The sequence below is a fragment of the Bacillus sp. AMCV2 genome, assembly GCF_056033925.1.
The window spans coordinates 3,951,447-3,973,493 of record NZ_JBVYIB010000002.1; the positions used below are offsets into that span (position 1 = coordinate 3,951,447).

A 22,047-nucleotide genomic window follows, 5' to 3' on the forward strand; every position below is an offset into this window, starting at 1 on the left:
AGGGGATGTCCCTCTCTTTTTGTCTTTCAAAGCAATACAACTTTATACTTTTTCACATCCAAAAACTGCAAAAATTCCCTCGCCAGCACTTCAGGCGGATGCGCCTTTCCTTCATCCAGCCGATACAAAAGCAACCCAATAATCATTGCGGATACATAATGGGCATAAAGCTTTTTCTCTGCGTGAATACCAGTTTGCTGATGCAGATAAAACGATTCCAGCGCTTTGAACATATCAGGTATCACATGAGGAACACCCCATTCCCGATTGAGAAAATGGACAGTGGGCATCTTTGACAAAGCAGAAAGCAGACTGGCGAGCGCTTTCTCCGCTTCCTTTAAGGAAAATTCATTCGGGCTGGAGGCAATCGTCAGGTGATCAATGATCTCCGCACATGATCGCTGTATCATGGTTTGGAGCAATTCCTCTTTATTGGCATAGTGATCATAAAAGGTTGCGCGGCGGATATTGCTTTTCCGGGTAATATCCGAAATCGTGATGGCTGCGTAGTCTTTTTTCTCCGCCAGCACGTCCAGAAATGCCTTCTGGAGCGCCTCTCTCGTTCGAACCACACGCCTGTCGATTTGCTTGTCCTGCTCTCGCTCTCCTGGCACAGCCTGTCCAAACAGCCAATAAAATCTCTTTTGAGAAACAAGCTCCCATACCTTTTGGCTGATAGCTTCCGGAGTCGCGGCCGCATCCTCATTCAGCCAATACAGGATAATCGCGTACGTGTACAAGGCCCGGTAATGTCCGTAAATTTCCCGTTCGATCGGCGTCAAATTCACATGAATCGGAGCAAGCAGCAAATCCTGCTGAAACACATCCTTAAAAAAACGATGGAAATGCCCTCTGTTCATCATCACAGAAAAAAAGGATCGATGCTCATGAACAAAGGACAGCGTCGGATGCACCGTTTGCCGTTTTTTGTTCAAATGGAGGGTATCCATATGACTGAAGGCGTCAAAAAGCGCTTTGCCCAGTCCTTCCTTCATATCTTCGATCACATCCTCAATGATTGAAAACTTATCCTCATAATAAAGGTAGAGCGATCCGCGGCTCACTTTGGCCTTCTCAGCGATTTCTTTCATTGTGATATGTTGAATATCTCTTTCTTTCAATAAAGCCAGCAGCGCCTCTTTCACTTGAGCTTCGGCAGATTCCGGCACAAAAGACACCTCCAATCATTAGACAGATCTTCGATATATGTACGGTAACGTATAGATGGTTCACCGTTGTCTTTCTTACAGAAAAGGTACCACCTTATAATAGGTCCGAGAAAAGAAGAAAGCAAATGAGGGGGATTTTACAATGGAACAGCAAGTAAAGGACGACATCCAGCGTGTCTTTCAGCTTCAGAAAAAACAGCAAAAAGCCTTGCGCGCTTCAACAGCGGAACAGCGCAGAAAGAAGCTTCAGCGCTTTTTAGATTCCGTCATCGCCCATGAAGAAGAAATCATCGAAGCGATCCGCAAAGACGTCCGCAAACCATATCACGAGGTCAAAAAAGCGGAAATCGAAGGAACAAAAAAAGCGATCAGAGATAATATGAATAACCTGGAACAATGGATGGCGCCTAAAGAAGTCGGTTCATCGTTAAGCCCTGACGCAAACGGAATTCTTATGTACGAGCCTAAAGGCGTCACACTCATCCTCGGCCCGTGGAACTATCCGTTTATGCTGACGATGGCGCCGCTTGCCGCTTCTCTCGCAGCCGGAAACAGCGCGATTGTGAAGCTGTCCGATTTCACGATGAACACGAGCAACATTGCCGCTAAAGTGATAAGAGACGCTTTTGATGACAAAGAAGTCGCGATTTTTGAAGGAGAGGTTGAGGTGGCAACCGAGCTTCTTGATCAGCCGTTCGACCACATTTTCTTCACTGGAAGCACAAATGTCGGGAAAATCGTCATGACAGCGGCTGCCAAACACTTGGCATCTGTCACACTTGAGCTTGGCGGCAAGAGCCCAACGATTATCGACAGCGATTACGATCTGATGGACGCAGCGAAAAAGATCGCCGTCGGGAAATTCGTAAACGCCGGCCAAACCTGCATCGCACCTGATTACCTGTTCATTAAAAAAGACGTTCAGGACAGGTTCGCGGGGATTTTACAAACAATCGTTAACGCAGGATTTATGGAGGATGATCATACCCCAGACCGCAGCAAATTTACGCAGATCGTCAATGACCGCAACTTCAACCGCGTCAAAGATTTGTTCGACGATGCCATCAAAAAAGGGGCGGAAGTGGTGTTCGGCGGCGTATTTGATGTCAGCGACCGCACGATCTCGCCAACCGTTTTGAAAAACGTCACGCCTGATATGAAAATCATGCAGGAGGAAATCTTCGCACCAATCCTGCCGATGATGAATTATGAAGACATCGACGAGGTCATCGATTACGTAAATGATCACGATAAACCGCTTGCGCTTTATGTATTCAGCCAAAACCAAGACCTGATTGACAACGTCCTTCAGCACACGACATCAGGAAATGCCGCCATCAATGATGTCGTCGTCCATTTCAGTGACGTCAACCTGCCATTCGGCGGCGTCAACACAAGCGGAATCGGCTCCTATCATGGGGTATACGGATTCAAAGAGTTTTCTCATGAGAAGGGTGTCTTTATTCAAGCCTCTAAATAATCGTAATGAAGAGAATCTGCATCATCTTGCAGGTTCTTTTTTATCTTTATATCACCTAAATAAAGAGATTAAAAGTGATAAAATACCATTTTCACTACGAAACCAGATTCCTCTAGTCTATCTCATTGAAACCCTGCAGCCTCTAACATATAATTTCCCAGAAAAATTCAAATGAGAGAATATTATACATGGAAAAACCAGCAGGATTTTGGATTCGGGTAGCCGCCTCTATTATTGATGTATTTATTATAGCTATATTCTCTTTCATTATGATTTTCATTAACACCTTCATTGTGTTGCCACTCATTGATGCAGCAGGCACACACATGTCAGAAGCCCGATATGAGTTTTTCATGTTGATCATTGGCACAATCCCTGTTTTGGCCATCATATTTATTTTCGCTATTCTTTACTATAGCTTGCTGACTTCCTCAAACATGCAGGCAACATTTGGAAAAAAACTCATGGGCATCATCGTTGTCAATCAGTTTAGCGAGCGTATTTCTTTTTGGCACAGCTTCGGCCGTTTCTTCGCTTACACATTATCTAAGATCTTATATATCGGTTTTATCATGGCGGCCTTTCCCTCTAAACTGGCATTACATGATTATATTTGCGGGACAAAGGTTGTCTATAAAAATAAATATCTTGATTGATCAAAAAAACAGGCTGCCGAGTTAACCTCGCCAGCCTGTTTTACTATTTCCCAAAAGCCATCAGCTTCGTATAACTTCCAATATAAAGCGTTCCGTCCTCAGCAAGCTGCGGAGATGACACGACGTTGCTGTCGGTTTGATAGCTCCATAATTCATTGCCGTTTGCGTCTGCCGCATAAACCTTCATATCATCTGACCCGAAATAAACCGTTCCCTTCGCGTCAATCAGCGGCGCCGTTCTGACAGGGCCGTCTGTATAGAATGACCAGTTCATATCCCCGTTTTTGCTGATGGAAAACAGCTCGCCGCTTCCTGATCCGATGTAGATATTGCCATTATGATCAATCGCAGGAGATGAGCTGGAGAACCCGTTTAGCGGGAATGTCCATTTCAAACTGCCTGTTGATGTATAAGCATACAGCTGTCCATCTTGGTTGCCGGCATAAATGTTTCCGTCCTTATCAATCACCGGATATCCTTTAAACGCATTTGACGTCGTTCTGGACCATTTGACCTGTCCGGTTCCGGAGTTGATCGCATAAAACACGTAATTATATGTGCCGACATACACGGTGCCGTTTTTGGCAAGCACCGGCACAGAGCTGACGACACCATTTGTTTTCAACTTCCAGCGCTCTGTCCAGGTTGATTTTGACGTCGGTTTGATCGCATGAACATAATTATCAAGTGTTGAGAAATACAACGTCCCGTCTGAACCGATCACCGTTTCAGAGCTTGGCCCGCCGCTTAACGGAACCGTTGTTAAAATTTCTCCCGTTTCTTTGTCAATAAAATAAATCTTTTTGTCATAGGAAGCCAAATAGATAACGCCGTTGGTCCCAAGTACAGGAGATTGCGTATATGTTTTTCCAAGATTCCCGGTCACCCATTTGACTGAGCCGTCTGGATTAAAGGCTTTCATTTCCCCGTCTCTGGAATGAAGATATACTGTGCCGTCTCCGTCAATCACAGCCCCCGCTCCATTCTGTGGAGTCGTCCTGATGTCGTTTTGCCATTTCAGCGTCCCGTCTGTATTTCCGGCGAACCGGCTTTCGCGTGACCAGTTAAACATGGCAGGTGCCATCGCTTGTACATCATATCTTCCTGTCAAAAAGCCAGATGCTCCATTATTTTGAGAAAACACCGTTTCCGCCGCATAAGCAGCTGTCGGCTGAAGCACTTTGGCAGCGGGCACATCAGAAACAGCGCCGGCCGAAACAGCCGCCGCCACCGCAGCTCCCGCAATCAAAGCTTTCATACGAAATGACTTGACCATCATTGAGACCCCCATTATATGTAACTTCTAATTTGTGACCATCATAACATATTCACCCATTTTATAAATCTATTTCACAAAAACATCATAAACTAGAAAACTATGTAAGAGTATTCACGGACGTTTTTTCAGCACCCTGCCGAAATGCAGCCACAAACCAAATGACATTGACAGCAGCCGCAGCGAGACTAATTCCGAAAACAAAGATCACCTCAGAAAGCAGATGGTCACTAAAGAAACTAAACATCAAGATAAAACCGGCCGAAGACAAATGAATCAAAAGCCCGAAGCCGCAAAGCACCGCCATGACATACCTCATTGCATCGACTCCGAGCATATAAACGAGAAATGGAATGAAATACAATACAAGGATCATACCGACAGCTGACCACATGCCAGCTGAATTAAACTGATTGGCCGCCGCTCCCGTTCCGGCCAGCGGCGAAAGTGAAGCCGCCACAATCACGGCGCAAAAAAGAAACGCAGAAATGGTTGTCATGATCGCCACGCTATTTTTTTTTAGACATCTAACTCCTCCTTTAATAGAAATATTAACCTTTTTTATTATAAGTAAGTTGAATGTTATATTCATTATATTTTTTTAAAAAATCCAGAACATACACAAATGATGTGATTCTTTCTAGTATATTTATATAGTAAAAAACAGAGGATAAAAGACTCATTTTTCTGTAATATCAGGATTTTATCACCATACCATATTGCATGTACTTCTTTTTCAAAGTATACTATTCCAGATTCATTCAAAGGAGAGAGAAAAATACATGGAAAAACCAGCAGGATTTTGGATTCGTTTTTTAGCTTATTTTATTGACGGCATTATTGTATCTGTTCCTAGTTATATTATTCTATTTATGATCAATTCTGTTTTTGTAGCTGGGGCTGTGGCAACAAACCCTTACATGACGGAAGAAGAGTATTTAGTGAAATACATGACGCTTGCATTTTTGCCTACAATGCTAATCATGATCGTCATCAGTGTGTTATATTACGGGCTGCTCACAGCTTCTAAAATGCAAGGCACACTTGGCAAAAAAATTCTTGGCCTGAAAGTGGTCAATGAACAAGGTGAACGGGTTTCTGTCGGACAGGCAATTGGCCGTTACTTTGCCTATATCTTATCAGGAATCATCTTTTATATCGGGTTTATCATGATCGCCTTTGGAGAGAAAAAAGGCCTGCATGACATCATTTGCAAAACACGTGTCGTGTATAAATAATAGAAAAAAGTCTAGACGCCAATAGGCATCTAGACTTTTGTTTTCTTTACAATAGGCTGCCACGACAGATACGTAGCGCTTCTCCACAGCCACTCAAACGGCCCCATCCGAAAGACACGAAGCCAAAGGTGGCTGAAGACTATTTGAACAGCACAAACAGCAAGTGTAATGAGCACACCGGCAGCAGGGTACACTTTTCCATACAGGCCCAAGCCGTAATGATAAAAAATCCAAGTACATACAATAGACTGCATCAGATAATTGGTAAATGCCATCCTCCCAACAGCGGAGAATGATTGCAGCACTGTTCTCACTCTTGTTTTATGATAAAGATAGACAACCGTTGTAACATAGAAAAACATGAGGAAAGGCGCGCCAATCAGCAAACATATTTCTTTATCCGTTACACCGTACAGCACCTGGGCGCCGATGCCGATGACAAGCCCGGCCATCCATAATCGTTTTAATCCTTTGCGATGCTTTTCCGGTTCATGCAAATACCTTGATTTTGCTGCCGCAGCTCCCAGCAAAAACATGCTGAAATATGGAATAGATGCAAAGAAGAAATTGAGCGGATTATACGTAAGCATGCCATTCGAAGACATGTAAACAAGACGGTCGTGGATCCGCTGTTCTGCAATATCCTTCAGGCTGCCGCTTCCATAAACATGAATCGCTTGTTTTGCCTGCTGTGTTACCGCTTGTACCCATTCCTGTCCGTTTGATTGATCAAAACTTGTCAACATGAACGGAATGGAAAACAGAAGATACAAAGAGACCGCCCATATCAGCAGTGTTTTCGGCTTTGCTTTTCGAAACAAGAGCAGGACAAAACCGAGCAGGGCATATTCTGTTAAAATATCCCCGTCCCATATCAAAAAGGCATGAATCGTTCCAAACAAGAGAAGCGCCATTAACCTTCTCACATATAACGGAACAAACCGTTTCCCTTTGTTTTTTGCTCTCTCCATCATGACAACCATGCCAAATCCAAATAAAAAGGAAAACAATAAAATACATTTTGTTTGAATGAAGAATTTCAGTATGTCTGCGGCGGCAAAATCAGCTTCAGACCACTTATCCATGAAAAAATTCTCTTTTCCAAGCATAGACAAATACATATCCGGATAACTGAAATGTGCCAGATTGACAAATAAGATGCCGAAAATCGCCATTCCTCTCAGCACATCAAGCACACCGATCCGCTCATTTGTTAGAGTCGGCTGTAATGAAGACATAGCCATCACGCTCCTTTTTTCTGTACCTTAAGGGTATGAAAAAAGGAAGCGCGGAAACATCGATTTAGGTGTCAGGCCGGCATGAAAACCTTACAATCTTGTCATCTTTATGGTTTCATCACCTTTAAATCTAATGCGTCGATATTCTGCAAAACGCGATCAAAGCGCAAAGCCTGAGGCTCACATGGGAAGATGTGGCCTTCATACGGGTCGCCTAACGTCCGGAAAAACGGTTCAAATAAACCAGGAACCAATACGCCCACCATCTTTGTATAGTGAGAATCAAGGCGATAGGAGTGAACGGTATTTGCAGGGACATGCAGGAAATCTCCCGGATTCAGCTGAATTTCCTGGCCATCTGCCCACATCGTCATCTGACCTTCAAGGCAATAAAATGTTTCTGTATGATGTTCATGGTAGTGATCAACGATTCGGTCACCTTTAGGGCCTTCAGACGATACGACGATAAACTGGCCATCTGTATTTTTTTGTGCAGCCACAATGCGGTGAAGCTGATCTCCAGTCAACAGGCGATCTCCTTCTCCAGATTCAAGAACGTATGGAACCGCTCCATCTGGCAGCTCTGTAAGTTCCGCTAATTTGGCCGAACATGCAGGCTTTCCTTCATCTAGAAATACAATGTCCGCTACAGCGGCTGCTTCTGCAAATCGCTCGTTTGAGACTTCTTCGCTTGCGTACGGCGGATGTTCAGCGTGATCATACGGATTCCCAATAACGGAATACAAGTGCGCTACGTTTCCTTTCATCGTGTAAGATACCAGTCTTGTTCTGTGGCTCTGCATCCGGTAGCTGTGCGGTGTTCCCGCCGGAATGTTCGCATAATCACCTGATATTAATAAATAGCGTTCACCATCAAGTGTCAGCTCAAGCTTCCCGTCCAAAACGAGAATCCCTTCATGTGTGTCATTGTGGACATGAAGCGGAAAGGCACCTCCTTTTCCCCCGGAAAGAAGCACGATCTCAAATAAATCACCTGTGCTCCTCCCATTCGCCATCACCGTGGCAACCTGTCTGCCGAACAGATAGCGCTCGCCTTCTCCGCTCCGGAGCAAATAAGGCATTTTTTCTTTAGGCAATGAATGTGTACATAATGTTTTCATATTATCGCTTCCTCCAATTTAGACCAGTCTATATAATGTATTGTATCTGACTAGACCGTTCTATATAATTGTAGGAGAAAGGATAACAAAATGCTACCCTTTTTTTCTCACCAGCACTGGTATTTGTTCGGCAATGAGAAGAAGGGGCGTTTTGTCTTTATTCGTTAACGAAAGCATGATGCCGCCCTCAATCATCGAATTAATCAGCGTTCCAAGCTGATTTGCTTCTTCTTCTGCAAATCCGTTTTCCATTAATTTTCTGGCAAAAACCGCTTCCCAGCTTTTAAACACCTTCATGCAAACCGTCCGCAGCGGTTCACTGATTAACGCTGTCTCACTCGCCAGCAAACCGACTGGAATACCTTTAATGCTTTCTGTGTTGTCAAATTGGCTGGCTGTTTTTTTGATAAAAAGCTGAATTGCTTCAACAGGATCAGAGGATTCATCCATGCTTTTCTGTATCACATGTTCAACGATCTTACCTGTATATGTAACCGCTTCAATTGCTAATTCTTCTTTGCCATTCGGAAAAAAGTGATAAAGCGATCCCTTAGGAGCACCGCTTTCTTTTACAATCTGGTTCAAACCTGTCGCGTGATATCCTTGCAGCTGGAACAGACGTGACGCCGTGTGAAGGATTTTTTCACGTGAATCTCCTCTGCTAGTCATTAAAACATTCCCTCCTAGGTATGGTAGAGCGACTTATATAATATAAAAAAGAACCCTGTGATTGTCAAAAGGGGTAAGACCCTTCCGGATGGGGTAAATGTACAAAAACAGCGTCTAGGAGGGATCTCTCAATGACAATCGATCATTCAGTCACGAATACAGAACAGCTTGAACGACAAAACCCCGCCATAAAAACAAAGCTCAAACTGAAAAAGCTTAAGGATCAGGTGATCGTCATTACCGGCGCTTCAAGCGGAATCGGACTTGTCACGGCACGTATGGCATCAGAAAAAGGCGCAAAGGTCGTGGCAGCAGCGCGAAATGAAGACGCGCTGAAGGAGCTCACTGATGAACTTAAGGAAAAAGGGCACGACGCCATATGGGTAAAGGCGGATGTCGGAAAAGAAGAGGACGTCAACCGCATCGCAGAAACCGCGATCAGCACATTCGGCCGCTTTGACACATGGGTCAACAATGCGGCCGTCTCGACTTTCGGACATGCCATGGACGTCACCGTTGAAGACATGAAGCGCATGTTCGACACAAATTTCTGGGGACCTGTTTACGGAACAAGAGCGGCTGTCAAACACTACACCGGCAAAGGTGTGCCGGGCGCACTCATTAATGTAGGAAGCCTGTTCGGAGACAGGGGAACAGTCATTCAATCCACATATGCGTCTGCCAAATTTGCGCTTCACGGCTGGACGGAAAGCATCCGAATGGAGCTCGAAAAGGAACAGGCGCCCGTGTCGGTAACGCTCATCCACCCCGGCAGAATTGACACACCTTATAACGAGCATGCGCACAGCTACCTCGACAAACAGCCGGCTCATTACCGCTCCATGATCTATCCGCCGGAAGCGGTCGCCGAAGCTATCCTGTTTGCTGCCGAACACCCTAAGCGCGACATGTACATCGGCTCACAGGCCAAAGCCATCGCCATGCTGGGTGCGCTTTTCCCTCGTCTGACCGACAGACTGATGGAAAAAATCATGTATCACAGCCAGCATGCCGAAAGACCGTCCAAACCGCGAGAAGAAAGCGCTCTTTATGGTGCGGGCTGCGGTATGCATGACAGAGGCACAAATAAAGGATGGATGCGGTCTAGAAGCTATTACAATAAAGCAACGAAGCGCCCCATTGTATCGGCTGCTGTTGTTGCCGGACTAGTGGCTTGGGCTGCCGCCAAACGATGCAGATAATCTCTGACCATAAGAAAAACCCATGCTGTTCCAGCGGAACCATGGGTTTTTAGCTGTTAATCGATAAAAGCCTTGTTCATACGCTGCAGCAGCTCGCCGAACATCTCTTTTTCCTGTGTTGACCATTCTTTCAGCATCTGTTCATAACGTTCAAGGCGCTTTTGCTGATCGGCTTTTAATAGTTGTTTGCCGAGTTTTGTAATGGTAAACAGGCTGACTCTCCCATCAGATGGGTCTGAGAAGCGATAGATGAGCTCCTTTGCCTCTAATGCAGCTGCTTGTCTTGAAAGAGTAGAAATATCAAGCTTAAACGATTCTGCCAATTCCTTAACACGAGCAGGCCCAAACTCATCCAATTGTCTCAGTAATAAGTACGAAGATCTCTCCAAATTCCCTGTTCTTTTCTCTGATTGATCCAGATAAACAGCTCTCCTGATAAAAGTCGTCAGCTCATATTCAATTAATTCAACTGGATTTTGATTTTGCAATCGCTCTCGCTCCCTATTCCAATCTCCGGCATTGACAACACCATATATACTTGTATAATACAAATGTACATTAACTGAATAAATACAAGTCGTTATATGACTAAATCAATCATTATACTTGTATAGTACAATCATATAAAAAGAAAGTAAAGCGATTCCTCAGAACCATCCTAGAAGCAAGCACCAGAAAGGAGGAAGCTGTTCTGATCGGAGAGCAGCACTTGATGTGAAAGTCATACGAATTATCTTGCAAGTGTTGATATTATATGTATTTTTTATGATCGGGGAAGCCATTCAGCATCTGTTTCATTTACCCGTGTCAGGAAGCATCGTTGGATTGGTATTGCTTCTGATCTGCTTGGGCCTCCGTATTGTTCCCGTCTCCATCATTGAAGACGGAGCAGGGTTTTTATTATCCTTCCTACCATTGTTGTTCATCCCGGCAATGACAGGAGTGATAAACTACCCGTCTCTTATTTCATTCAATGGGCTGATGCTGCTGATTACAGTCGTTCTCAGCACCATCGTCACGATCATTGCGGCTGGATTCGCCAGCCAGCTATTAGAGAAAAAAGCAAAAAAACGGGAGGAGAAAGAGAAATGCAGCAAGCATGTATCGCGATCATTATAATTCTTTTAACAGTTGCCGCTTATTTAGCGATGGTCAAACTCTATAAGCGATTCCCGCTTCCATTTCTTATCCCTGTTCTGACAACGACCATTTTGATTGTAGCGGTTTTGATGATGTTTCATGTTTCCTATGAAGGCTATATGATCGGGGGGAAATGGATCAATTCTTTGCTTGGGCCGGCTGTCGTGGCACTGGCCTATCCGCTTTATAAACAATGGCATATCATTGTCAAACATTGTGTTCCTATTTTAGGCGGCGTCCTGGTCGGATTATGCATGGGAATGATCAGCGGGCTGATCTTCGCAGAAGCATTCGGGATTGATCATGATCTCTTATTATCCATTCTGCCAAAGTCGATCACAACCCCTGTCGCTATTCAGATCGCCGCCGGTCTTGGCGGCGTCCCTTCCATGACAGTCGTATTTGTCATGATTGCGGGCTTTTCAGGCGTCATCCTCGGGCCGCTTTTCCTAAAATGGCTTCGCATACGCAGTTCCCTTGGACAAGGCATTGCATTAGGCAGCGCCTCCCACGCACTGGGTACCTCCAAAGCATTGGAATATGGAGAACTGGCCGTCTCCATGAGTTCCGTCTCCATGACGCTTTGTGCGGTGCTCGGCTCATTCTTCGGCCCGCTCGTCGTCTGGCTGTTTCATATTTAACAAAGAAAGACTGCCCCGGGTGAGGGCAGTCTTTTTCGTTTAAGAAGCAAAAAAATCAACCAGCGGCTGAAAGTCCTTAGATAAATCAACGTCATTCGGTTCTGCTTGAAGCAGGCGGTCAATCATACGCTCCAGCTCCTCAACATCATTCTTATCCGTATACTCAATGAAGTTTAAGCTTTCAAGCCAATCCCGATATGAATGTTTGGCTTTGCCATAGCTGTTTCCAAAGACAAGGCAAGGTGTTTTGGTGATAATCGAGAAAATCATCGCGTGAAGGCGGTCGGTAATCACCAATTTACTGGAGCCGATGCGGTCCAGCATCTCCATAAAATGCTTTTCACGGTCGGCGTAGTCGATGGTGTCGACCGTATCCAGCACCGTATCGGTACGCTCTGTGCAAGTTGTTTTTTCTGCCCATTTCTTCATCTGTGACATAAAATCTTCGTCAGTCACTTTCTCCTTATCCGCTCTTAAAATAAAGAGAACGCCGTCCCGCTCGAGCTCTCGCGGCACAATATCCAAGGAAAGCACCATGTCCGGTGTAAAGATCACATTGGAGTTGAAGGTCTCTTTCACAACATCCAGTGTTTGCGTCTCACGCGCAGCAATCGTTAAATTTGTATTTTGATGGTACGCATCCTGTGTTTTTTTCTTTTCCTTCTGTCCTTCCTCTGTATCCTCAAAATAAACGGATTGTGGCAGAGAAATTGATTTGTAATCTTTAAACGCCGAAAAGACCTTTCTTCTGTCTTCCTCAATATCGAGATAAAGGTTTTCTAAATTCCCTCCGCCTGTAAAGCAGACAATATCGTCTTCACGAATGATCTCCTTCACCAGTTCAATGCCCTCATCCGTCGCATAATCCATAATCTCAATGTATTCATAATACGGAAAATGATTTTTGATAAATTTCTCTTCCGCATACGCAATCGCTTGGTCGCCAATGTTTGTGTAACTAGGGGAACCAAACAAAAATACTTTTCGTTTATCATTTAACAGAGCTTCCGGCTCCACATTTGGCGCAATGCCTTTTACTAGTTTTTTGCCTTTGATTTCTTGTACAGTCATATCTGCGTCCTCCTTCTGGGATGAATTCCTCATTGTGTGTTAACTGTCTCTACCCAAAAAGAAGGATGGCTATGCATTGGCATGTGCATCGGCTATATCAGAAACATCGTTTTCGCCAATTTGATAGACGCTGCAATGTCCCGCGCCGTTCTTTCCATATATTCCGCGGCATGTTCAAACGCATCTTCTAGCGGCACGGCTCCGGGGACGATGCTGAAAAGCGCATCGATCCCGTGTTGATAGACGGCATCACTGTCTCGTGATACTGATCCCGCAATACCGATGACGGGCACATCGTATGATTTAGCCGCCTTGGCTACGCCGATCGGCGTTTTTCCATGAACCGTTTGGCTGTCGATCCGTCCCTCGCCGGTAATCACAAGATCTGCATCCTGAACGATACTTTCAAAATCAATCGCATTAAGGACAATATCAATGCCTCTTTTCAGGTCAGCCTGAAGATAAGTCAGCAGGCTCCATCCAAGACCGCCCGCTGCACCGGCGCCCTCTGTATCTCGGAAGGTTGATCCGAGCTCTTTTTCTGCCATATCAGCGAAATGGCTTACGTTCTGGTCTAGTACATCCAGCATGTCGGCCGTCGCGCCTTTTTGCGGCCCGAAAACAGCCGTAGCACCCTTTGGTCCTGTTAACGGATTGTCCACGTCACAGGCAACTTCCAGTTTGACATTCCGCAATCTGGAATCAAGCCCGCTAACATCTATTGATGCAAGCTGAGATAACGCGCCGCCCCCTGGGCCAATCTCGCGGCCTGAGTTATCAAGAAGCCTTCCGCCCAATGCCTGAATCATCCCGGCTCCCCCGTCGTTCGTGGCGCTTCCGCCGATTCCGATAATCAAACGCTCCGCTCCTGCATCAAGAGCCGCTCCGATTAATTCTCCCGTTCCCCTTGTTGTAGTGATGAGCGGATTTCGCTTATGAATAGGCACCAGATGCAGCCCTGAAGCAGCAGCCATTTCAATCACAGCTGTTCTCCCATCTCCCATCATGCCAAAGAAAGCTCTCACCGGTTCCCCCAGCGGCCCTGTGACAACTTGCTCTATGATCCTTCCGTTGGTCGCATCGACCAGAGATTGAACGGTTCCCTCGCCGCCGTCCGCCACCGGCAATTTTCTGTAATCAGCACCCGGAAAGACCGATTTGAAACCTCTTTCTATCGCTTCGGCTGCCTCCAGAGCTGATAAGCTTTCCTTAAAAGAATCAGGTGCAATGATGATTTTCATCCAAATCGCCTCTTTCAAAACATGATTCACTTAACCTATTGATCTCCAATGTACCATACTTGATCTGGAAATACATACCATGCAATATGGTAAAAATTTAATTAAAAATTAGAAATGAAAGTGTTTGCATAAAAGAAATATTCACGTTATCATACTTGTATACAAGTATACTCCTTGAGTGAGGAAGGTGAGTGTATGCTAGACTCCAAAGACCTGTTGTATCCCGCAAAATGGCTCTCAAAAGCGTCAACCGGGGTTCGTGTCGCATACGAGCTGAGAATGCGGATCGTTTCAGGCCTGATTGAAAGCGGTACCATTTTATCAGAAAATACAATTGCCGCCGAGTTTTCAGTAAGCCGTTCGCCGGTTCGCGAAGCGCTAAAAATACTCGCATCCGAAAAAATCATCCGCTTAGAACGAATGGGAGCGGTCGTAATTGGTTTAACTGAGAAGAAAATCGCGGAAATTTATGATGTGCGTTTACTATTAGAAACATTTGTCTTTGAGCGGCTTGTCAAAATAGACATTGAGCCTTTAGTTAAGGATCTCAGCAAAATTCTTGAAATGATGAAAGTCTCAATCAAATATGAGGACGCTGACGAATTTTCATTTCAAGATGTGCTGTTCCATGAAACCATTATCCGAGCGATTGATCATTCATACATTCAGATGATCTGGAACAATCTAAAACCCGTCATGGAAAGCTTTATTCTTTTATCCATGCGGGTACGGTTAAAGGAAAAGTATGAAGACTTCACAAGGATTTTAGATAACCACGAGCTTTATATTCAAGCCATCAAAACAAAGGATAGGGCGCTGATGATTCAGTCTCTTCACCAAAACTTTGATGATGTGCAGGATAAGGTAGAAGACCTATGGCTCTCACAACAAATGCTGGCAAAAGGAGCTGAATACAACAATGACTAGTTATATGTTAGGAATCGATATCGGCACGACAAGCACAAAAGCTGTGCTGTTCAGTGAAAACGGGGATGTGGTACAGAAAGAAAGCATCGGCTACCCGCTCTATACACCGGACATCTCAACAGCTGAACAAAATCCGGAAGAAATTTTTCAGGCAGTCATCCATACAACAGCGAGAATTACAAAACAGCATCCCGAAAAACGGATCTCTTTCATTTCGTTCAGCAGCGCCATGCACAGCGTCATTGCAATCGACAAAAATGACAAGCCGCTGACGCCGTGCATCACATGGGCCGACAACCGAAGTGAAGGCTGGGCGCATAAGATCAAAGAGGAATTGAACGGACATGAGGTGTACAAACGGACGGGAACACCAATTCATCCGATGGCACCGTTAAGTAAAATTGCCTGGATCACGAATGAACGGAAAGAAATCGCTTCCAAGGCAAAAAAATATATCGGCATCAAAGAATACATTTTTAAACAGCTGTTCAATGAGTATGTCATCGATTACTCATTAGCATCAGCGACAGGCATGATGAACCTGAAGGGCTTGGATTGGGACGAAGAGGCACTGCGCATCGCAGGCATCACGCCGGATCACTTATCCAAACTCGTGCCGACAACCGAGATCTTTCAGCACTGCAGCCCGGAAATTGCGATCCAGATGGGAATCGATCCGGAAACGCCTTTTGTCATCGGCGCCAGCGACGGCGTGCTGTCCAACCTCGGCGTCAACGCCATTAAAAAGGGAGAAATCGCCGTCACCATCGGTACAAGCGGTGCCATCCGGACGATTATTGACAAGCCGCAAACCGATGAAAAAGGGAGAATTTTTTGCTATGCCTTGACGGACAAGCATTGGGTTATTGGGGGACCTGTGAACAATGGGGGCATCGTCCTTCGCTGGATCAGAGACGAGTTTGCCTCCTCCGAAATCGAAACAGCGACACGGCTGGGCATTGATCCATATGACGTGCTGACGAAAATTGCCCAACGCGTCAGACCCGGTTCTGACGGTCTGCTGTTCCACCCATATCTCGCCGGAGAACGCGCTCCGTTGTGGAATCCGGATGTACGCGGCTCATTTTTCGGTCTGACCATGTCGCATAAGAAAGAGCATATGATACGCGCGGCATTGGAAGGCGTCATTTACAACCTGTACACTGTGTTCTTGGCGTTAACTGAATGCATGGATGGCCCGGTAACCCGCATCCAAGCGACAGGGGGATTTGCAAGGTCAGAGGTTTGGCGCCAAATGATGTCGGATATCTTCGAATCAGAGGTTGTCGTTCCGGAAAGCTACGAAAGCTCATGTCTCGGCGCCTGCATTTTAGGCCTGTATGCAACAGGAAAAATTGACTCTTTCGACGCCGTGTCCGACATGATCGGCAGCACATACAGACATACGCCGATCGAAGACTCAGCCAAGGAATACAGAACATTAATGCCGATTTTCATCAATCTATCAAGATTATTAGAAAATCAATATACACAAATTGCAGATTATCAGAGGGGCTTAATCACACACAAATAGTACATGACATGAAGGGGAGGGCATTACCATGCCGTTAATCATCGTTGCACTTGGGATCTTAGCATTACTATTTCTGATTATGGGCTTAAAATTAAACACATTTATTTCCCTGCTGGTCGTATCGTTCGGCGTGGCACTGGCACTCGGGATGCCGTTCGATAAAGTTGTCAGCTCCATCGAAGCAGGAATAGGGGGGACTCTTGGCCACATCGCGCTCATCTTCGGACTCGGTGCGATGCTGGGCAAGCTGATCGCGGATTCAGGAGGCGCACAGCGCATTGCGATGACGCTCGTCAACAAATTCGGTGAGAAAAATATTCAATGGGCCGTTGTCATTGCCTCATTCATTATTGGGATTGCGTTATTTTTTGAAGTAGGACTGGTTCTATTAATTCCGATTGTCTTTGCGATTTCAAGAGAATTGAAGATTTCTATTTTATTTCTCGGAATCCCGATGGTCGCGGCACTATCCGTCACACACGGTTTCCTGCCGCCGCACCCGGGACCTACGGCGATCGCCGGTGAGTATGGCGCAAACATTGGAGAAGTGCTGCTGTACGGCTTTATCGTTGCTGTTCCGACAGTGCTCATCGCAGGGCCGTTATTTACAAAGTTCGCGAAAAAAATCGTTCCTGCATCATTTGCGAAAAACGGCAATATTGCATCACTCGGCACACAAAAAACGTTTAACCTTGAAGAAACACCTGGCTTTGGAATCAGTGTCTTTACCGCAATGCTCCCGATTATCATCATGTCGGTCGCGACCATTATCGACCTGCTTCAAGAAACAATCGGGTTTGCAGATAACGGAGTTTTAGCTTTTATCAGATTGATTGGAAACGCATCGACTGCTATGATTATTTCGTTATTGGTCGCAGTCTATACAATGGGCATCAAGCGCAACATTCCAGTCAAAACCGTGATGGATTCTTGTTCAACTGCCATTTCACAAATCGGCATGATGCTTTTGATCATCGGAGGAGGCGGCGCCTTCAAACAAGTGCTGATCAACGGCGGTGTCGGCGATTACGTAGCAGACTTATTCAAAGGAACGGCATTATCACCAATCATTCTGGCATGGCTCATCGCGGCGATCCTGCGCATTTCTCTAGGATCAGCGACTGTTGCCGCACTAAGCACAACAGGTCTGGTCATCCCGTTATTGGGCCATTCTGATGTTAACCTGGCGTTAGTCGTGCTCGCAACAGGCGCCGGAAGTGTCATCGCTTCACACGTCAATGACGCCGGCTTCTGGATGTTCAAGGAATACTTCGGATTAAGCATGAAAGAAACATTTGCCACATGGACTTTGCTGGAAACCATTATTTCCGTTGCTGGACTGGGATTCATTTTATTGTTAAGTTTAGTTGTATGAAATTAAGAAGGAGCTGTAACACATGTTCAATACGATTGGTGTCATAGGCTTAGGCGTAATGGGAAGCAACATCGCCTTAAACATGGCAAATAAAGGTGAAAACGTCGCTGTCTATAATTACACCAGAGATTTAACGGACCAGCTTGTCCAAAAGCTGGATGGACAATCTCTCAGCCCGTATTACGAGCTTGAGGACTTTGTTCAATCGTTAGAAAAACCAAGAAAAATCTTTTTGATGGTCACAGCGGGAAAACCCGTAGATTCCGTCATCCAATCATTAAAGCCTTTGCTTGAAGAAGGTGACGTCATCATGGACGGAGGAAACTCCCACTATGAAGACACAGAAAGAAGATATGACGAGCTGAAGGAAAAAGGGATCGGCTACCTGGGAGTCGGCATTTCCGGCGGTGAAGTCGGCGCATTAACAGGGCCTTCCATCATGCCGGGCGGAGATCGCGACGTCTATGAGAAAGCCGCTCCTATCCTGACGAAAATCGCAGCCCAAGTCGGAGATGACCCTTGCTGTGTCTATATCGGACCAAAAGGGGCAGGGCACTTTACAAAAATGGTGCACAACGGCATTGAGTATGCCGACATGCAGCTGATTGCAGAAGCGTATACGTTTCTAAGAGAAACGCTTCGTCTGCCGCTAGATGAAATTGCATCTATTTTTGAAACATGGAATCAAGGTGAGCTGAAAAGCTATTTAATAGAGATTACAGCTGAGATTTTACGCAAAAAAGACGAAAAAACAGGGCAGCCTCTGATCGATGTCATCCTTGATAAAACTGGACAAAAAGGCACTGGGAAATGGACGAGCATGCAGGCGATTGATAACGGCATCCCGTCCACGATCATCACAGAGTCCTTGTTCGCCCGCTACTTGTCATCCTTAAAAGAAGAACGGATGGCAGCTCAAGACGTATTAGCAGGCCCGGAAGCCGAAGAAAAACACTTGGATAAAGACACCTGGATTGAATACGTCAGACAGGCTCTTTACATGGGGAAAGTATGCGCCTATGCACAAGGCTTTGCCCAATATAAGATGTCATCTGAGCTTTACGGCTGGAATCTGCCGCTCAAAGACATTGCCTTGATTTTCCGAGGCGGCTGCATCATCCGCGCTGATTTCCTAAACGTGATCAGCGAAGCATTCAGTGAGCAGCCAAATCTGGCTAACCTGCTGATCGCGCCTTATTTCACAGATAAGCTCCATGCCTATCAAACAGGCCTGCGAAAAGTCGTTTGCGAGGGTATCAGCACCGGAATCTCTTTCCCATGCTTAACTACCGCGCTCTCTTATTACGACGGCTACCGCACAGGGCGTTCCAATGCGAACCTCTTGCAGGCGCAGCGCGATTACTTTGGCGCTCACACGTACGAACGGACTGATATGGACGGCGTTTTCCATACGAATTGGTCTGAATAACCTATCATCAAAAACACGGTCAGTTTCAACTGAACCGTGTTTTTTTCTTCTATCCCAAACAACAGAAGACATAAGTTATGTTTTAAATATCATAAACAGTGATACAATATTAGCTAGAAACAATCCCCAAGATGATCATGTGACAGCATGCCTGCTATTCCGTTCTATTCTGCTTTTGGCCATTGTTCTTTGCCCTTTCCCATGGTGTCATAAAATGTTCAAATGCCAAAACGGCCTGTCATTCTGATTTACAAAAGTCCCTGAAAACCTTGTCTAATTGAGAATCAACCCATATCAATCATCTCATCTGTTATAAAAGAAATACCTAAATCCTACCTGTCATACCTTAAACAAGTTGAAAAAAAGTAGGTTATCGCTTGACAAAAAATATATATTAATTAATAATTCATATATAATTAGAATTATTATTGAAAGCGAATATGCTTTCTAATACATTTTTAGGAGGAATATACATTATGTCTTTAATCGGTAAAGAAGTACTTCCATTCGAAGCAAAAGCATTCAAAAACGGTGAATTCATCGATGTAACAAACGAAGATTTGAAAGGCCAATGGAGCGTATTCTGCTTCTACCCAGCAGATTTCTCTTTCGTATGCCCAACTGAGCTTGAAGATCTTCAAGAACAATATGCTGCTCTTAAAGAATTAGGTGTTGAAGTATACTCTGTTTCTACAGATACTCACTTCGTACACAAAGGCTGGCATGACAGCTCTGAAAAAATCGGCAAAATCACTTACGCAATGATCGGTGACCCATCTCAAACAATCTCTCGCAACTTCGATGTTCTTGACGAAGAAACTGGTCTTGCTGACCGCGGAACATTCATCATCGATCCAGACGGCGTCATCCAAACTGTAGAAATCAATGCAGGCGGTATCGGCCGTGACGCAAGCAACCTTGTAAACAAAGTAAAAGCAGCTCAATACGTTCGTCAAAACCCAGGTGAAGTTTGCCCGGCTAAATGGGAAGAAGGCGGCGAAACTCTTACACCTAGCCTTGATCTAGTAGGTAAAATCTAAGGAGTGCATTCAATTGGTACTTGATGCAAACATCAAAGCACAATTAAATCAATATATGCAGCTAATTGAGAATGATATTGTTCTCAAAGTTAGCGCAGGCGAAGATGACACTTCTAAGGACATGCTGGCTCTCGTTGATGAGCTGGCTTCCATGTCATCGAAAATTTCAGTTGAAAAAGCTGAATTAAACAGAACGCCAAGCTTCAGTGTCAATCGTGTCGGAGAAGACACTGGCGTGACTTTCGCCGGTATCCCTCTGGGCCACGAATTCACATCATTAGTGTTGGCGCTGCTCCAAGTGAGCGGCAGACCGCCTAAAGTAGACCAAAAAGTCATTGATCAGGTGAAGAAGATCAGTGGTGAATACCACTTCGAATCTTATATCAGCCTGACTTGCCACAACTGTCCTGATGTTGTACAGGCTTTAAACATGATGAGCGTGCTGAACCCGAACATTACGCACACGATGATTGACGGTGCAGCATACAAAGCAGAAGTTGAAAGCAAAAACATCATGGCAGTGCCGACCGTTTACTTGAATGGCGAATCCTTCGGAAGCGGCCGTATGACGCTTGAAGAAATTCTTGCGAAAATGGGCAGCGGCACAGATGCATCTGAGTTTGCTGACAAAGAACCGTTTGACGTTCTTGTTGTCGGAGGCGGACCTGCTGGTGCAAGTGCAGCGATCTACACTGCACGTAAAGGCATCCGCACTGGTGTTGTGGCTGAGCGCTTCGGCGGACAGGTGCTCGACACCATGAGCATCGAAAACTTCATCAGCGTCAAAGCGACGGAAGGACCGAAGCTAGCGGCAAGTCTTGAAGAGCATGTGAAGGAATATGATATTGATGTCATGAACCTTCAGCGTGCGAAACGCCTTGAGAAAAAAGATCTGTTCGAACTTGAACTCGAAAACGGCGCTGTCCTGAAAAGTAAAACAGTGATCCTTTCAACAGGTGCACGCTGGCGCAATGTCAACGTACCTGGTGAACAAGAGTTCAAAAACAAAGGTGTCGCATACTGCCCGCACTGTGATGGGCCATTGTTTGAAGGCAAAGACGTTGCGGTAATCGGCGGCGGAAACTCTGGTATCGAAGCAGCGATTGATCTTGCAGGTATTGTCAATCACGTTACTGTACTAGAATTCGCGCCGGAACTGAAAGCAGACGAAGTCCTGCAAAAACGTCTCTACAGCCTGCCTAACGTTACTGTCGTGAAAAACGCACAAACAAAAGAAATCACAGGTGATCAGAGTGTTAACGGCATCACATACGTAGACCGCGAAACAGGCGAAGAAAAACACGTTGAACTTCAAGGTGTATTCGTCCAAATCGGTCTCGTGCCAAACACAGAATGGTTAGAAGGAACGGTTGAACGCAACCGCATGGGCGAAATCATTGTCGACAAACACGGCGCAACAAGCGTACCAGGCTTATTTGCTGCCGGCGACTGCACAGACAGTGCGTACAACCAAATTATTATTTCTATGGGATCAGGTGCAACTGCCGCCCTCGGCGCGTTTGATTACCTAATCCGTAACTAATATAAGAAAGCCGCAATTGCCAGATTGGCAGCATTGCGGCTTTCTTTTTTATTCCAA

Annotated in this window: 21 protein-coding genes; 12 read left to right on the top strand and 9 right to left on the bottom strand. The window is 45.3% G+C overall.

The window, feature by feature from the left end:
* Positions 1 to 26 precede the first annotated feature (26 nt).
* Positions 27 to 1,169, bottom strand: coding sequence for a TetR/AcrR family transcriptional regulator (locus AC0OMA_RS20310; protein WP_181220338.1), 1,143 nt, complete (start codon positions 1,167 to 1,169; stop codon positions 27 to 29).
* A gap of 142 nt (positions 1,170 to 1,311) precedes the next feature.
* Here AC0OMA_RS20310 and AC0OMA_RS20315 point away from each other — a divergent pair, with 142 nt between their 5' ends.
* Positions 1,312 to 2,649 carry an aldehyde dehydrogenase family protein gene (locus tag AC0OMA_RS20315; RefSeq protein WP_474222388.1) on the top strand — a complete coding sequence of 446 codons (1,338 nt, stop codon included), beginning with the start codon at positions 1,312 to 1,314 and terminating at the stop codon, positions 2,647 to 2,649.
* Between the two features lie 188 nt (positions 2,650 to 2,837).
* On the top strand, positions 2,838 to 3,305 hold the full coding sequence (locus tag AC0OMA_RS20320) for an RDD family protein (RefSeq protein WP_474222389.1): 468 nt from the start codon (positions 2,838 to 2,840) through the stop codon (positions 3,303 to 3,305).
* A gap of 43 nt (positions 3,306 to 3,348) precedes the next feature.
* Here AC0OMA_RS20320 and AC0OMA_RS20325 read toward each other — a convergent pair whose 3' ends face one another.
* A complete protein-coding gene (locus tag AC0OMA_RS20325; RefSeq protein ID WP_144453139.1) occupies positions 3,349 to 4,581 on the bottom strand; it encodes an outer membrane protein assembly factor BamB family protein in 1,233 nt (410 codons plus the stop codon).
* 100 nt (positions 4,582 to 4,681) lie between these two features.
* A complete protein-coding gene (locus AC0OMA_RS20330; protein ID WP_474222454.1) occupies positions 4,682 to 5,125 on the bottom strand; it encodes a DUF5391 family protein in 444 nt (147 codons plus the stop codon).
* A gap of 238 nt (positions 5,126 to 5,363) precedes the next feature.
* On the opposite strand from AC0OMA_RS20330, the gene AC0OMA_RS20335 reads away from it, so the two are divergent.
* Positions 5,364 to 5,819, top strand: a complete 456-nt coding sequence (locus AC0OMA_RS20335) for an RDD family protein (protein ID WP_181220342.1) — start codon at positions 5,364 to 5,366, stop codon at positions 5,817 to 5,819.
* Between the two features lie 29 nt (positions 5,820 to 5,848).
* Here the strand turns inward: AC0OMA_RS20335 and AC0OMA_RS20340 are convergent, their stop codons facing one another.
* The 3 genes from AC0OMA_RS20340 to yxaF form a co-directional block, all read right to left on the bottom strand.
* Entirely contained in the window at positions 5,849 to 7,057 is a 1,209-nt protein-coding gene (locus AC0OMA_RS20340) for a DUF418 domain-containing protein (protein ID WP_474222390.1), read from the bottom strand.
* A 107-nt stretch (positions 7,058 to 7,164) separates the two neighbouring features.
* Positions 7,165 to 8,178: a quercetin 2,3-dioxygenase gene (qdoI, locus tag AC0OMA_RS20345; RefSeq protein WP_474222391.1), complete on the bottom strand. Its 1,014-nt coding sequence runs from the start codon at positions 8,176 to 8,178 to the stop codon at positions 7,165 to 7,167.
* A gap of 93 nt (positions 8,179 to 8,271) precedes the next feature.
* Positions 8,272 to 8,847 (bottom strand): transcriptional regulator YxaF, encoded by a 576-nt coding sequence (yxaF, locus tag AC0OMA_RS20350; protein WP_015385135.1) that lies wholly within the window; start codon positions 8,845 to 8,847, stop codon positions 8,272 to 8,274.
* Between the two features lie 131 nt (positions 8,848 to 8,978).
* On the opposite strand from yxaF, the gene AC0OMA_RS20355 reads away from it, so the two are divergent.
* Complete coding sequence (locus AC0OMA_RS20355; protein ID WP_474222392.1) at positions 8,979 to 10,049, top strand: SDR family oxidoreductase; 1,071 nt, start codon at positions 8,979 to 8,981, stop codon at positions 10,047 to 10,049.
* Between the two features lie 56 nt (positions 10,050 to 10,105).
* Here the strand turns inward: AC0OMA_RS20355 and AC0OMA_RS20360 are convergent, their stop codons facing one another.
* Positions 10,106 to 10,537, bottom strand: coding sequence for a MarR family winged helix-turn-helix transcriptional regulator (locus tag AC0OMA_RS20360; protein ID WP_003243994.1), 432 nt, complete (start codon positions 10,535 to 10,537; stop codon positions 10,106 to 10,108).
* A 226-nt stretch (positions 10,538 to 10,763) separates the two neighbouring features.
* Here AC0OMA_RS20360 and AC0OMA_RS20365 point away from each other — a divergent pair, with 226 nt between their 5' ends.
* Both AC0OMA_RS20365 and AC0OMA_RS20370 read left to right on the top strand, forming a co-directional pair.
* Positions 10,764 to 11,168, top strand: coding sequence for a CidA/LrgA family holin-like protein (locus AC0OMA_RS20365; protein WP_009968420.1), 405 nt, complete (start codon positions 10,764 to 10,766; stop codon positions 11,166 to 11,168).
* A complete protein-coding gene (locus AC0OMA_RS20370; RefSeq protein WP_014478506.1) occupies positions 11,138 to 11,830 on the top strand; it encodes an LrgB family protein in 693 nt (230 codons plus the stop codon). The genes AC0OMA_RS20365 and AC0OMA_RS20370 overlap by 31 nt, the downstream gene beginning before the upstream one ends.
* 39 nt (positions 11,831 to 11,869) lie before the next feature.
* Here the strand turns inward: AC0OMA_RS20370 and AC0OMA_RS20375 are convergent, their stop codons facing one another.
* The gene (locus tag AC0OMA_RS20375; protein ID WP_474222393.1) at positions 11,870 to 12,901 is read right to left on the bottom strand and encodes a polysaccharide pyruvyl transferase family protein; all 1,032 of its coding nucleotides are present in this window, start codon (positions 12,899 to 12,901) and stop codon (positions 11,870 to 11,872) included.
* Between the two features lie 92 nt (positions 12,902 to 12,993).
* The gene (locus AC0OMA_RS20380) at positions 12,994 to 14,142 is read right to left on the bottom strand and encodes a glycerate kinase (RefSeq protein WP_474222394.1); all 1,149 of its coding nucleotides are present in this window, start codon (positions 14,140 to 14,142) and stop codon (positions 12,994 to 12,996) included.
* A 195-nt stretch (positions 14,143 to 14,337) separates the two neighbouring features.
* Here AC0OMA_RS20380 and gntR point away from each other — a divergent pair, with 195 nt between their 5' ends.
* The 6 genes from gntR (at position 14,338) to ahpF (ending at position 21,990) form a co-directional block, all read left to right on the top strand.
* Complete coding sequence (gene gntR, locus AC0OMA_RS20385) at positions 14,338 to 15,069, top strand: gluconate operon transcriptional repressor GntR (RefSeq protein ID WP_003243132.1); 732 nt, start codon at positions 14,338 to 14,340, stop codon at positions 15,067 to 15,069.
* On the top strand, positions 15,062 to 16,603 hold the full coding sequence (gene gntK / locus AC0OMA_RS20390) for a gluconokinase (protein WP_474222395.1): 1,542 nt from the start codon (positions 15,062 to 15,064) through the stop codon (positions 16,601 to 16,603). Before gntR ends, gntK begins: the two co-directional genes overlap by 8 nt.
* 28 nt (positions 16,604 to 16,631) lie before the next feature.
* The gene (gntP, locus tag AC0OMA_RS20395; protein WP_003243139.1) at positions 16,632 to 17,978 is read left to right on the top strand and encodes a gluconate permease GntP; all 1,347 of its coding nucleotides are present in this window, start codon (positions 16,632 to 16,634) and stop codon (positions 17,976 to 17,978) included.
* Between the two features lie 22 nt (positions 17,979 to 18,000).
* A complete protein-coding gene (gene gnd / locus AC0OMA_RS20400; protein WP_014478511.1) occupies positions 18,001 to 19,407 on the top strand; it encodes a decarboxylating NADP(+)-dependent phosphogluconate dehydrogenase in 1,407 nt (468 codons plus the stop codon).
* Positions 19,408 to 19,883: 476 nt separating this feature from the next.
* Complete coding sequence (gene ahpC / locus AC0OMA_RS20405) at positions 19,884 to 20,447, top strand: alkyl hydroperoxide reductase subunit C (protein WP_015483942.1); 564 nt, start codon at positions 19,884 to 19,886, stop codon at positions 20,445 to 20,447.
* A 13-nt stretch (positions 20,448 to 20,460) separates the two neighbouring features.
* Positions 20,461 to 21,990, top strand: coding sequence for an alkyl hydroperoxide reductase subunit F (gene ahpF / locus AC0OMA_RS20410; protein ID WP_003243077.1), 1,530 nt, complete (start codon positions 20,461 to 20,463; stop codon positions 21,988 to 21,990).
* The last annotated feature ends 57 nt before the right edge of the window (positions 21,991 to 22,047 follow it).

What these genes read in the sequence shown, in the direction of transcription:
- gntP (WP_003243139.1), top strand. Translation starts at nt 16,632, where the DNA reads ATGCCGTTAATCATCGTTGCACTTGGGATCTTAGCATTACTATTTCTG.
- yxaF (WP_015385135.1), bottom strand. Translation starts at nt 8,847, where the DNA reads ATGACTAGCAGAGGAGATTCACGTGAAAAAATCCTTCACACGGCGTCA.
- AC0OMA_RS20370 (WP_014478506.1), top strand. Translation starts at nt 11,138, where the DNA reads ATGCAGCAAGCATGTATCGCGATCATTATAATTCTTTTAACAGTTGCC.
- AC0OMA_RS20320 (WP_474222389.1), top strand. Translation starts at nt 2,838, where the DNA reads ATGGAAAAACCAGCAGGATTTTGGATTCGGGTAGCCGCCTCTATTATT.
- AC0OMA_RS20315 (WP_474222388.1), top strand. Translation starts at nt 1,312, where the DNA reads ATGGAACAGCAAGTAAAGGACGACATCCAGCGTGTCTTTCAGCTTCAG.
- AC0OMA_RS20335 (WP_181220342.1), top strand. Translation starts at nt 5,364, where the DNA reads ATGGAAAAACCAGCAGGATTTTGGATTCGTTTTTTAGCTTATTTTATT.
- AC0OMA_RS20340 (WP_474222390.1), bottom strand. Translation starts at nt 7,057, where the DNA reads ATGTCTTCATTACAGCCGACTCTAACAAATGAGCGGATCGGTGTGCTT.
- AC0OMA_RS20375 (WP_474222393.1), bottom strand. Translation starts at nt 12,901, where the DNA reads ATGACTGTACAAGAAATCAAAGGCAAAAAACTAGTAAAAGGCATTGCG.
- AC0OMA_RS20380 (WP_474222394.1), bottom strand. Translation starts at nt 14,142, where the DNA reads ATGAAAATCATCATTGCACCTGATTCTTTTAAGGAAAGCTTATCAGCT.
- gnd (WP_014478511.1), top strand. Translation starts at nt 18,001, where the DNA reads ATGTTCAATACGATTGGTGTCATAGGCTTAGGCGTAATGGGAAGCAAC.
- gntK (WP_474222395.1), top strand. Translation starts at nt 15,062, where the DNA reads ATGACTAGTTATATGTTAGGAATCGATATCGGCACGACAAGCACAAAA.
- qdoI (WP_474222391.1), bottom strand. Translation starts at nt 8,178, where the DNA reads ATGAAAACATTATGTACACATTCATTGCCTAAAGAAAAAATGCCTTAT.
- AC0OMA_RS20355 (WP_474222392.1), top strand. Translation starts at nt 8,979, where the DNA reads ATGACAATCGATCATTCAGTCACGAATACAGAACAGCTTGAACGACAA.
- gntR (WP_003243132.1), top strand. Translation starts at nt 14,338, where the DNA reads ATGCTAGACTCCAAAGACCTGTTGTATCCCGCAAAATGGCTCTCAAAA.
- ahpC (WP_015483942.1), top strand. Translation starts at nt 19,884, where the DNA reads ATGTCTTTAATCGGTAAAGAAGTACTTCCATTCGAAGCAAAAGCATTC.
- AC0OMA_RS20325 (WP_144453139.1), bottom strand. Translation starts at nt 4,581, where the DNA reads ATGGTCAAGTCATTTCGTATGAAAGCTTTGATTGCGGGAGCTGCGGTG.